The organism is Methylosinus sp. LW3 (assembly GCF_000527115.1).
GTDB lineage: Bacteria > Pseudomonadota > Alphaproteobacteria > Rhizobiales > Beijerinckiaceae > Methylosinus.
Genome location: NZ_AZUO01000001.1, coordinates 775,693 through 787,734 on the forward strand (window position 1 = coordinate 775,693; position 12,042 = coordinate 787,734).

At 62.1% G+C, this 12,042-nt stretch carries 10 protein-coding genes; 6 read left to right on the plus strand and 4 right to left on the minus strand.

Annotated elements, in window-relative coordinates; translation table 11 throughout:
• The first annotated feature begins 130 nt into the window (after nt 1–130).
• The gene (locus METLW3_RS0103810; protein ID WP_024878670.1) at nt 131–706 is read left to right on the plus strand and encodes a hypothetical protein; all 576 of its coding nucleotides are present in this window, start codon (nt 131–133) and stop codon (nt 704–706) included.
• A gap of 59 nt (nt 707–765) precedes the next feature.
• Here the strand turns inward: METLW3_RS0103810 and METLW3_RS25070 are convergent, their stop codons facing one another.
• A complete protein-coding gene (locus tag METLW3_RS25070) occupies nt 766–1,005 on the minus strand; it encodes a DUF2164 domain-containing protein (protein ID WP_036308616.1) in 240 nt (79 codons plus the stop codon).
• Nucleotides 1,006–1,256: 251 nt separating this feature from the next.
• On the minus strand, nt 1,257–2,213 hold the full coding sequence (locus METLW3_RS0103820; RefSeq protein ID WP_036308619.1) for a GDP-L-fucose synthase: 957 nt from the start codon (nt 2,211–2,213) through the stop codon (nt 1,257–1,259).
• Between the two features lie 487 nt (nt 2,214–2,700).
• Between METLW3_RS0103820 and METLW3_RS0103825 the strand changes: the two genes are divergently transcribed.
• The 4 genes from METLW3_RS0103825 (at nt 2,701) to METLW3_RS0103845 (ending at nt 7,402) form a co-directional block, all read left to right on the plus strand.
• Entirely contained in the window at nt 2,701–3,138 is a 438-nt protein-coding gene (locus METLW3_RS0103825; protein ID WP_036308622.1) for a hypothetical protein, read from the plus strand.
• Between the two features lie 80 nt (nt 3,139–3,218).
• Nucleotides 3,219–3,719 carry an RNA polymerase sigma factor gene (locus METLW3_RS0103830; protein ID WP_024878673.1) on the plus strand — a complete coding sequence of 167 codons (501 nt, stop codon included), beginning with the start codon at nt 3,219–3,221 and terminating at the stop codon, nt 3,717–3,719.
• Between the two features lie 95 nt (nt 3,720–3,814).
• On the plus strand, nt 3,815–4,741 hold the full coding sequence (locus tag METLW3_RS0103835; RefSeq protein WP_348625808.1) for a FecR domain-containing protein: 927 nt from the start codon (nt 3,815–3,817) through the stop codon (nt 4,739–4,741).
• A 165-nt stretch (nt 4,742–4,906) separates the two neighbouring features.
• The gene (locus METLW3_RS0103845) at nt 4,907–7,402 is read left to right on the plus strand and encodes a TonB-dependent receptor (RefSeq protein ID WP_198022740.1); all 2,496 of its coding nucleotides are present in this window, start codon (nt 4,907–4,909) and stop codon (nt 7,400–7,402) included.
• A 123-nt stretch (nt 7,403–7,525) separates the two neighbouring features.
• Here the strand turns inward: METLW3_RS0103845 and METLW3_RS0103850 are convergent, their stop codons facing one another.
• Complete coding sequence (locus METLW3_RS0103850) at nt 7,526–9,232, minus strand: hypothetical protein (RefSeq protein ID WP_024878676.1); 1,707 nt, start codon at nt 9,230–9,232, stop codon at nt 7,526–7,528.
• Between the two features lie 776 nt (nt 9,233–10,008).
• Between METLW3_RS0103850 and METLW3_RS0103855 the strand changes: the two genes are divergently transcribed.
• Nucleotides 10,009–10,986 carry a hypothetical protein gene (locus METLW3_RS0103855; RefSeq protein WP_024878677.1) on the plus strand — a complete coding sequence of 326 codons (978 nt, stop codon included), beginning with the start codon at nt 10,009–10,011 and terminating at the stop codon, nt 10,984–10,986.
• Nucleotides 10,987–11,286: 300 nt separating this feature from the next.
• Here the strand turns inward: METLW3_RS0103855 and METLW3_RS0103860 are convergent, their stop codons facing one another.
• Nucleotides 11,287–11,988, minus strand: coding sequence for a VIT family protein (locus METLW3_RS0103860; RefSeq protein ID WP_024878678.1), 702 nt, complete (start codon nt 11,986–11,988; stop codon nt 11,287–11,289).
• Nucleotides 11,989–12,042 lie beyond the last annotated feature (54 nt).

The window sequence follows — 12,042 nt, forward strand, 5'->3', positions numbered from 1 at the left end:
ATGCCGCTCGAGTTGCATTACCGCGGCTTAATGGCCGTTAGAGCGTCGGCGTCAATTTGATCCTCACCGAAGAGGCCGAGCCCACTACTCCATGGGGCCGCCTCATCTGACTAGAGAGAGGATCAGACCCATGTTCTCCGCTTCGCTCGGCGCCTTCGTCGCTCCCCGCATCGCCAAGCGCGCCGCCATCCTCGGCCTCGCCAGCTTCGCCGCCTTCGCTTCGGCGCCCGCCAAGGCCGATCTCTTCTCCGATCTGTTTGGCTCCTTCGACAATGGCTATTCGAGCCGGGGAGCCAGCTCGAGCCGCCACGGCTATTCGCGCCGCGCCGATCTCGCCGGCGGCTACACGCCGCGCGCCGATTATTCGAGCTACGATCGCGGCGGCAATGTGCTCGACTATTATGAGCAGGTCCGGTCGGCCAATGTGACGCGGCGGACCGTCGCCATCGACGGCTACTGCGCCTCGGCCTGCACGATGAAACTCGGCGCGCGCCATGCCTGTGTTTCGCCGGAGGCGACGCTGCGCTTCCATTCGGCGCGTACGAACGAGGGGGAGACCTCCTGGGGAGGCAACACGCTTATGATGAGCGTCTATCCGCCGGCGATCCAGGCCTGGGTGCGTCGCCATCAGGCTCTGGACAGTTTGGCTTTCACAGAAATGTCCGGCCGCGAGGCGATCGGCCTCGGCATCCGCGCCTGCGCATAGGCGATGAGCGACCGTCGTTCGGAAGCGTTCGCGGAGGATCAGCGACGCCGGCGCTTCCGTCAATAGCCGAACGCTTCCTCCTGAACCTCGACATCCAACTCGGCTATGCGGGCTTGTAGCCTTTGTTGCACATCCTCGACCGCCTTGTTGTAGATAATCGGCCCGATCTCTTCCACGAAGAATTGGAGCAGGCCTTCCGCTGCGAGATTGCCGATCTCATTGTCCATGTTCTCTTTGAAGTAGCGTTGAAGCGACAAGACCGCTTCCTTCGCAGAATCCTTCGGTATATCGATCGCCATCGTGGTCCTTTCGTCACCTGCCGAATAGCCGTCGATCAGCGCGCCACAGGACCCGGCGAGCTCGCTGAGCTTGCGCGCGAAACCACGCGTCGAAATAATTTGCCTAGGAAAGGGCGCGGCGCCGGCGGCGCCGTCAGCCCAGAAGTTTCGCTCTCTTGGCGCAATAGCGGCGATCGATCTCAGGGTCCATTGCTGAGAAGGTTTGACGCTATTTCCAGCTATGACGATCGAATTCGCGCGCGCAATCGAGCTTATGCGACTGTCGCGAGTTCCAGCGCGGGAGAGACGTTTTTATTCGCGAGGAACCAGTGGTAGGAGCCGGCAATTCCGTCGTCGAGCGAGATTTCAGGCTCCCAACCGAGCGTGCGAATGCGGCTCGAGTCCATCAGCTTGCGGGGCGTGCCATCCGGCTTCGACGTATCGAACACGAGCTCGCCGGAAAATCCGACCGCTCTCTGCACGGTTTCCGCCAGCCCGCGGATCGTGATCTCTGAACCTGCGCCGCAATTGATGTGCTCATAGCCATCGTAATTGTCGAGGCAGAAGACGACGCCGCGCGCGAGATCATCGACGTGCAAGAATTCTCGAAGCGGCGTGCCGGTTCCCCATACGACGACCTCCGCCTTCCTGGTCTCCTTCGCTTCATGGAATTTGCGAATGAGCGCGGGCAGCACATGGCTCGTCTGGAGATCGAAATTATCGTTCGGACCGTAGAGATTGCAGGGCATCACCGAGATGTAATGCCGGCCATATTGCTTGCGGTAGGCTTGGCAGAGCTTGATGCCGGCGATTTTTGCGATCGCATACCATTCATTGGTCGGCTCGAGAGGGCCGGTGAGCAGCGAGTCCTCGCGGATGGGCTGAGGCGCGAATTTCGGATAAATGCAGGAAGACCCGAGAAAGACGAGACGGTCGACATCCGCGGCGTGGGCCGAATGGATGATATTCGTCTCGATCGCCAGATTGTCGTAGATGAAATCGGCGGGATAGGTGTCGTTCGCATAGATGCCGCCGACTTTCGCCGCGGCGAAGATGATGGCGTCGGGCCGATTTTGTTTCAGCCAGACTTCGACGGCGATCTGATTGCGGAGGTCGACGACGGAGCGATCGGCTTTCAATACCTTGTCGCCTCGCGCCTCGAGATAACGTGTGACGGCCGAACCGACCATGCCTCTATGACCGGCGACCCAAATACGACGAGTGCTCATGGGCAAAATACCACTTCTCGAAACAACGCTAGGACCCCGCAGTGCGGCGTCTGAGCCACAATTAGTACTTATTTTTTGCAGTGCGCAATAAAAGATTCAGATTGACGGCCGGCGTGCGCCTATGACGGTAAACGTGGTTCGCCAACACGATCGGGGTTCGAAGGTCTTGCTGATCTGCTGGGCAGGGTCGACTGCTCGATCGAAGAGATCCGATTTCGCCGTGGTTCCCGCTGCGAATGCTTCGTGGTGACGGCTGTCCGTCGGCGCGAAATTGGGTTTGAGAAGCGCGAGGCCCGCCGTAGAACGTGCTCCTCCGCCGTGCGGTGTCTTGAAGATCAACCGATAGCGGAACGATGCGAGAGCAGGCCGGCAGAGACGGATTATAAAGGTGGACGCCCCCCCCCGCTCTCCGGGCGTCTAGGCCTCGAGAGCCGGTCGTGGGAAAGCGCCTTTTGCGTTCCGCTCCGCCCTGCGGCGCAATTCCTTCTTGACGCTCACGCTTTCGCCTGTCTCCTATGACGCCATGGCTTCGTCATGGGCGCATTTCACCAAGCTGCGGACCGCGCTCGCCGCGGTGCTCGGCGTTTGGCTGGCGCTCGCCTCGCTTCCCTTTGTGACGCCGAGTCAGGGATGGGCGACGGCCTTCCCGTCTTTCGGCTGGTCCAGTGGGGAGGAGGGCGGTCCGCTATGCGCCGCTCGAGGAGACGATGGCGCGCCCGTGAAGCACGGCGGCCAGCACTCGCATTGCGCGTTTTGCACCTGTCCTCGAGATTCGGCGTCCCTCGCATTTCTCGCTATGTTCTTTACGGCGCTCGCGCTGCGCTTCGACTCGGGACAAGTTTTGTCGGTCGATCGCGAGCAGACCGGCGCGCCCATCGGCCGTCCGAGCTATTTCTCCTCCCGCGCGCCCCCGTCGATCGGCTGATCGACCCTTTCACCCTGGTTTTTCACCTCCGGTCACGACGACCGCGCAGCGCGCGTCGTGACCGTCGCGGGCGCCGGCGAATGTCGGAAAAGAAGACTCGTTTCATTCGCGACCTGTTCGAGCGCAACAGGCGCGCGCTGACGGCCTATCTGACGCGTCGCGTCGGCGCGGAAGACGCGTCCGATCTGCTTCAGGAGACCTTCGTGCGCGCGCTGCGGCACGAGCGCCTCGACGATGTCGCCGATCCGCCGGCTTTCCTCCAGCAGATCGCCGCTAATCTCACGCGCGACCTGGCCCGGCGTCGGCGGACGGAGCACAAATATCTCGCCTTCGATCAGCTCCTCGGCGAGCGGCCGAGCAGCGAGGCGCGGCAGGACGAGATCGTCGACTATGAGCGCCGGGCGCGCCGCCTCCGCGAGGCGATCGAGGCCCTGCCGCCCCGATGTCGCGAGGTCTTCGAGCTCTGCGCCTTCGAGGATCTCTCCTTTCGCGAGATCGCCCTGCGTCTCGGCGTCACCGAGCGCATGGTGCGTCAGCATATGAGCATCGCCATGCAGCGTTGCTGGGCGGCGCTGGGATGAAAGATTTTTCACCGCCGGACCTTCCTTTTTCCCCTATTGGCGCGTCGTATTCGGCGGGCGCGGATGGCGATCCGCGCGCAGGGAGCGACGGTGAGATGGGAATGGGGGAGGGCGACGCCGTCCATGCGGCGGCGATCGACTGGTGGATCAGAGAGAAGGCCGGCGACCTCGATCAGGATCGCGCCGCCTTCGACGCCTGGCTCGCCGCCGATCCCGTCCATCGCCGCGCCTATGCCGATGTCGCCAGAATGTTCGAGGAGGCGCGAGCGCTGCGCCCGGCGCGCCGGTCTCTCTCCCGGGGCGTGGCGTTACGACGAATGGCGACGGTCGGATTATTGGCCGCGGCCTCCTTGGCCTTCCTATTCGTCCTTGGCGATCTCTCTCTGATCTGGCGTTCGGATTTTTCGACGGGCGTCGGAGAGCGCCGAACGGCGACCCTCGTCGACGGCTCGCGCGTGGAGCTCGACGGCGGCTCGGCGATTGAGGTCCGTTTCGAAGCCGAGCGACGGCGCGTGCGTCTGCTGTCCGGGGAGGCGTGGTTCGAGGTCGCGCCCGATCCCGCGCGTCCCTTCGTCGTCGAGGCCGCGGGCGGCGAAGTGACGGCGCTCGGCACCGCCTTCGACGTCGCGCTCACCAAGGAAGGCGGCGCGCATGTCGCCGTCGGCGAGCATTCGGTCGCTGTCGCCAGCGGCGGCGCGCGCGTCATTGTCGAGGAGCGGCAGCAGACATTCTACGAGGCGAACGCCGCCGCGCGGCCGCCGGCGAGAGCCGCTGCGGAAACGATCGCCGCTTGGCGACGCGGCGCACTGATCGTCGAAGACAGGCCGCTCGGCGAAGCCCTGGCGACGCTCGGCCGTCATCACCATGGCTATATCCTCTGCCTGCGCGCATCGACCTGCGCGCGGCGGGTGAGCGGCGTTTTCTCGACCGCAGAGCCGCTCACTTCTCTGCGCGAGATCGAATATTTCCTCGGCCTGCATTCGATCCATCTGACGGACTACCTCATTCTGCTCACGGAATGACGGGCGGCTCCGGCCACACCTTCCCGCACAATTTTTTTCGCATTGGACATTCCGAATTCGACGCGAGGGCGTCGAGTTGGTCACGGACGTCGTCTCGCGTCCGAGAACCCAATTCGACGGAAAGCGGCGATGGCGAAAAGAGGTCTGCGTTACGAGGGTGCGGCGATGAGCTCGACGGTTGCGGCGATGGCGTTCGGCGCCTTTGCGATGGGAGGAGCGCCGGCCGAGGCGTCCCTCTCGCCGCAAGAGCGCAGCGGCGTCGTCATGGTCTACGACATACCGGCTGGATCGGTGGCGACGGCGCTGAACGCCTTTGCCGTGAAGAATGGACTCCATCTTCTCTATGAAGCGCATGTGACTCGCAGATTGCGGACGACCGGGCTTGCCGGCGCCTTTTCTGTGCGCGATGGATTGGATCGCCTGCTCGACGGCACCGGGCTCACCTATCGCTTCGGCGGTCCAGACGCGAAGGCCGTGTCGATTATTTTGGCGCAGAACGATGCGGGCGTGCGCAGCGACGCAGGCGGCGCGGAGGCGCTGCCGCGGATCGACATCGGCGCTGAAAAGCGCGACGAAAAGAAAGCCTATAGCGCCGATCGCGGCGCGATAACGGAAGGCACGGGCTCCTACACGACGCCGCTCGTGACCGTCGCCGGCAAGGTTCCGCTGCCGCGCAAGGAGGTGCCGCAATCGGTCTCGGTGATGACGCGCGCGCAGATCAACGACATGCAGCTCAACACGGTTCAGGACGCAATGTTCTGGATACCGGGCGTCTCCGCGATCTCCAATGATGTGATGCAAGGACAGCCGGCGTCGCGCGGCTATGCGCTCGACGTCGCCTATGACGGCGTTCCAACCTATAGCGGCCTCGGCGGCTATCAGCAGCTCGATCTCGCCGTCTACGACCGTCTCGAAGTTCTCAAAGGCCCCGCGGGCCTGCTCTCCGGCTCGGGAAATCCCGGCGGCGTCGTCAATGTCGTCCGCAAGCGTCCACAAGACGAATTCAAGCTGCGAACCGAATTCAACGGCGGCTCCTGGGACAATTATCGCGGCATGATCGACGTCACCGGGCCGATCAATGAAGAGCGGACATTGCGCTATCGCGCGCTCGTGTTGCACCAGGACAAGCACTTCTTCTTCACGCCGTCGCAGCCCGAGAACAAATGGCTCGGCTATGGCTCTCTCGAATACGACATCACGCCGAACACTCTGGTGAACGTCGCCTACACGCGCCAGAGAACGAGCGACCCCGATTACGTCGGGCAGCCGGTCGCCGCTATTTCCTATTTCGGCAACACCAGTCCTTATTTCCTGAACGTGTCCAGGTCATGGAACCCATATCCCGATTGGACGCAATACAAATGGGATACGGAAGATAAAAATGTCCGCCTCGAGCATCGCTTCGGTGACGACTGGGTCGTGAAAATCAACTTCAATCGACGTGACATAGAAAACGAGTTCAGCGACGCCTATCCGGGCAGCGGCGTCAGCCCTTCTGATTGGACAGCGCGGTATGCTCGCCGCCATTTCTTGTACTATTATCATCGAACCGGCATAGACTCCTATCTCTCCGGCACGTTGCCCTTTGTCCCGATCAAGAACACATTGACCGTCGGCTATAATTATGACCGCTTCACATATGAATATAAGCGTGCACCAGCGGTCAATGTGAGCAATATCCCGGTCTTTTGGCCCAATGCGATCGGTCCCAATCTCAATCCATTCACGGTGGGTGGCCAAAATCAGACCTTGCAGCATGGGGCCTATAGCCAGCTCCGATTGACGCCGGTTGATCCGCTGACTTTCGTAATCGGCGGACGGCTGACGAATTTCTTCGCGAAGAGTCGCGCGGTCCTGCCGAGCATGCCCGAGAACTGGTCTTATGGCGCGAAGTCCAGCCATCGCTTCACGCCCTATCTCGCTGGCATCTTCCGCCTCACCGAGGAGATCAATCTCTATGGCAGCTACTCCGACATTTTCATTCCGCAGACGGACCAGAAGGCTGACGGAACGACGCTCGATCCAGAGGTGGGCGGACAATTCGAAGCCGGCGTCAAAGGCGAGTTCCTCGACAAAAAACTCAACGCGTCGGTGGCGTGGTTCGATATCAAGGATCGTAATCGCTCTTACGGCGATGCCGCAAATCCAGGTTACTATCTCCAAGCTGGAAAGGCCGAGTCCCACGGCGTCGAGGTCGAGTTCTCCGGCAAGCCCTTCGCCGATCTCGATCTCCCGTTGGTCTCGCGTGCTCTACCGGGGCTCGATATCGTCGGCGGCTATACCTATCTCAAGACCGCGCTGCTGGCCGATAAGAATAATCAGGGCCGCTCGATCAATTCCTGGTATCCGACCCATTTGTTCAAGATTTGGGGCAAATACGACTTCGACGGCTTTCTGCAAGGCCTGACTGTCGGCGCCGGCGTCGTCGCACAGAGCGGTCTCTCCGGCTCGGTCAACACGCTGAACGAGGCGCGGCACGCGTCGGCTTATGCCGTTCTCAATGCGATGGCGTCCTACAAGATCAATGAAAATCTGAGCTTGCAGGTGAATATCAACAATATAACCGACCAGAAATATTATACCCGCGTCGGCGGCGCCAACACCTACAACACGCCGGGCGACCCGCGGAACTTCAGGGTGACGTTGCGCGGCGAATTGTGATCGCTCCCGATCGCGGTGAAGTGAGCGACGCCGCGCCGATGAGGCGCGGCGTTCGCTCTTCGGTCACGCAAATTGCCGGCTGGCGCGATGAATTTCTGCGGAATTCCTCGTCGGCCCGAGCCTCTACGGGATATCCTTGGGCTTCGGCTCGACCTCGGTCGAGCTCTCCGACGAAGAGTCGACCGAACTGGCCTCGTGAACGGAGGCCTTTTTTCTGTGACGGTTTTTTGAGGGTGTGGCGTCGAATGATCGTCGTTGCTCCTCTTGAAACGCTCGCCAGAGGCGTTCGCCTTCGTCGCGGGCCTTTTTGGCCCCGTCCGGCTTCGCGGGAGGCTCTGGAAACGCATCGATCGTCGGACCCTCGGACGGCGCAGTGGCGTCAGGGTCTTCGGTCGATCGCGGCGAGACCGTGGCCTCGCGATCCGCGGCCGTGCATTCGGCGAATGGCGCCGCGGCCGGAGGCGGCTCTTGCGGCCCCTCGAGCACGATTGACGGAGCCAGTTTGTCGGCGCTCTCTTGCGTTTGCGAAATGGTCTTGGGTCGCGGCTCGACGATCTCGGGGGCGTGATCGACATCCCCAGAAGCCGGGATCGGCGGCTTTTCTCGAAGCGCCATCTGGAGGCGCTCGCTTTCGTCGGGAGCCTCTTTCGCTTCGTCCACCTGCGCGGAGGGCTCAGGAACGAGGTCGATCGTGGGACCCTCGATGGAGGCGGCGGGGTCCGTGTCGAGCGTGATGGACGGCGCGTCGGCGTCGGCGCTCTCGGCCGATCGCGGCGATTCCTCGGCCCCGTCCGCGTGATCTGTGATCGCCGTTTCCGTGAATTCCGCGGCCGAAGTCGCGTCATGGAAGCATTCGAGCTCGCGCGAGGGAGCCTCTTTGCCGGCCTTCTCTTTGGCCGCCTTCTCGTGCACCCGTGACAACGCCGCAAGTCGCGGCGCGACGATCGCGCGCACACGAGCCACGTCTCCGGGATCCGGGGTCGGCAGCGAGATGTCGCGCGCGCCTGATTTCGTGACTCGGCCGTAATGGGACTGCGCCGTCCTGTCGACGCTGTGGCCGACGAGCGCCGCGATTTCGACGGGCGAATAGGCCCTTTTCGCTTGGGCGATGAATTCGCGCCGGCATGAATAGAGCGCGAAATGCTTGGCGCGATCAGGCCACAGGCGACGGCTCACGGAGCCGAGCAGGTTTTGCAGGGCTTTGCGATGGGCTTCGTATTCGGCCGCGGAAGGAGATTCCCGCGCGATCGCAATGGTCCGCGAAATCGCGCCCAATGTCTCCGGCGGCAGATGGCGCCAATGGAGCGTCCTGTGCGGGCCATGAGAGCGGTCGTTCGTGGCCTTTGCATTTTTGACCACCAGTCGGACGGAGCCGTCCGAGGACACCTCCAGAACGGCGCCGCGCCACTCGGTCGGGCGCAGGCCCGTCGTGCATGTCGCGCGTATGAAGGCTATGAGCTCCAGCGCCCGGTTGGATCGCCCGAGTCGGAGATCCGCGAAAATCCGCTCTCGCTCATCGGTCCCGAAGCGCGTCGCCTTGGCCGCCGACGTCTGGTCGGTCTTTTTTCTCGCGCCGGTTTGTGTCGCTGCGCCCAGCTCCGCCATCGCGCCGCACTCGTCCGGGTGCTCGCGCTTCATGACCTCGATGACCGAGCGCTTGTAGGTCCGCCATGTCGACCGGCTCCACCGCGGTCGCTGCGCAATGAGCCACTCGACGAAACGCGGCCATGTCAGCGTGGCGAGGTCGATCATGAGCATGCTGGCGCATTGCCACCGCAATTGCGTCGTGCGGACCATATAGGCGGAGATAGTCTGCTCGCTGACCGCCACGCCGATTTTCCTATTTCAATGTCGCGCCGCCATTGGCGTGATCGGATCTACGACGACGACCGCGGCGCGGTTCGGGAATAGGGGTTGCGTCCATGGATCCGGCCAAAAATAAAGGCAGTGATGCTAAATATCATATGATTAAATGTGTTTAATTTGTGTTCAGTTTTGTGCTTTGTGCCGACGAAAATCAAAAAAATCAACGTTTCGATGGTAGCTCGATTCGTAGAGATCGACGAGAAAAAGTCATGTTATGTAACGGATTTGTCCGCGGACAATTCCGTTACATAAACGGATAAATCCGTTTCATAGCCATGGAGTAACATGGCACTGACAGGTCCATGTGGAGCGGTCTCCATAACAGTCCTGTAAATTTCTCTCGAGGTCTGATCCCCTAGCAGAGCCGGTATGCGAGATCGATCACGTAATCGGTAGCGCTATTGCTGGGACAGTTCGAATCTTGGCGATTTGGCGCCTTTGGAGCGCTCCAGTTTCAGCGTGTCTATAAATCTAGATGGCGCCTAGAGGAACGAATGAATCTTGCAATTCGAGGGGGCCAGCGCTTTCTGATAGCTACCTCGAACAACGGTGGTGGGATTCCATAGCTCTTAAGTGCGCATGCGTACACATTTCGAAATCATGTCGGGATTGTCGTCGGGATTATCGCTCATTGCCCGGGAAAATCCTTGTGAAAGTCGTATGAAAAATTTGCTTGACAAATGTAAATGCTCGAGTGAGCCTGTGATATAGCTTAATCGTTCAGCTTAGCGAGGTGCGTGATGATCATCCCCGATTTGGCCACGTTCGCCCAGGTGTCCACCGAATATCACGCTGCGCTCGCCTCGGTGACGAAAGCTGAAAAAACGGCTTGGCGCCAGACGTTGCAACTCGCGATCAAATCGCATCTCGCGGAGCCGCTGCCGGACGTGACCCCCCAAATGCTCTATGGCGGGTGCGACCTGCTGGCCGAATTGCTGGCGGACCCGCATCAGCGCCGTATGCTCCATCAGCGAGGCGCTGCGACGTTGGAGTTCGCGAAAGCGCCCGACATGCGGCCTCGCGATCTGTTCGTGACTCTTCGGGAGCGAGAGCCGGAGCTCGAGCAGGCGCTCACGGCGCAGGGGCTCATTCGTCACACGGATACACGGAGACGTGGCATCGTCTGCTGGATTTGGCACGGCGTCGCGGCGCCCTCGGTTATCCGCGCCATTGTCGGAGCTTCCGGCCAGGTCATGGTGACTCCGGACGCGGACTCCTCGGGCGCTGGCAATGGAAAAGGCGCCGAGCCCGCGCAAAGCGGCGACGACGCGAGCGCACACGACCAGGAGACGGAGCCGAGCGCGGCCGCCCCTTCGGCCGCGGTGGCCGCGTCGGAGACGGTCAGCGAGGAAGCCAAAGCGAAGGTCGATCACGATGCCGAGCCCGACAGACCGCCGCTCGATGGCGCGGACAAGCGTGGGAGGGCTTCTTCGGGCGCGCCGACGCGCGGACGCAGCTCTCCCCTGCGTGGTCATTCCGCGGCGCCTCAGCAGGCGGAGGGGGAGCTGAAGGCGGGGCCGGAAGAGCAGAAGGCGGAGTTGAAGGAGGATGGTCCGGCCGAGCGCGTGACGGAGGGAGCGGCCCAGGACGCCGAGGCCTCGACCGCGGAGAGCCTCGTGTCGAATCTGGACATTCCGGCGTCCGGGGCGCCGGACGGGGGCGCCGGAAGAGGCGACGACGGCGCCGCCGATCTCCCCGAGTTCCTCCGCGGGGACTGAGCGACGCATCGAAATCTGACGCCGCGCAGACCGGAGACGAGGAGATCGTGCGCATTTTCGATAAGGGCGTAGGTGCCCGGGCGATTAGCGCGAAGTGTCCGAAGCGGATGGGCGCCGAGGACGTGATCGCCTGATTCTCGCTTCGCAACTTGAAAACCGATCCGCGGCGGCGACCTTCTTATCCAACGTCGCAGGACCGAGACCGGGCTGCGGCGAATGTTGCGTTCCGTGTCGCGCGCGGCCGCCATGCGTCGCTCGCTCCGGTTTTCACAAAGTATGCCCCTCTCGTGAATCCAATCTTCAAACGACCGTGCCGAAAATTTTCCCGATGCCGGCGGTGAGGGCCATCGCCAATGCGCCCCAGAATGTCACTCGGGCCGTCGCGCGCAGAACATCGGCGCCGCCTGCTCTTGCTCCGATGGCGCCTAAAAGCGCGAGGAAGGCCAAGGACGCGACGGAAACGACGGGGACGAGCGTGCCGACCGGCGCCACGACGACCATGAGCAGGGGCATGGCGGCGCCCAGCGAAAATGTCGCTGCGGATGTCAGCGCCGCTTGCACCGGACGGGCGGTAGTGATCTCTGAAATTCCGAGCTCATCGCGCGCGTGGGCAGTCAGGGCGTCTTTCGCCATCATTTGCTCGGCGACTCGAAGCGCGAGCTCTCGATCGACACCGCGTGTGACATAGACGTCGGCAAGCTCATCGAGTTCGAATGCGATGTTGTCGCTGAGTTCTTTACGTTCACGCGTGATATCCGCTCGCTCGGTGTCGGATTGCGAGCTGACGGACACATATTCGCCAGCGGCCATCGACATGGCTCCGGCCACCAGTCCAGCGACGCCCGCGATCAAAACATCATTTCGCGTCGCGGTCGCCGCGGCTACGCCGACGATCAGGCTCGCGGTCGAGACAATCCCATCATTGGCCCCGAGCACTGCGGCTCTCAGCCAACCGATGCGATCGACGAGGTGCTTCTCAGCGTGCAGGCGAAGACGACTCATCCGACCCCGTTCGCGCGACGCCTGAGTTGGTGCGAACAAGTCGTCCGCGCGCGC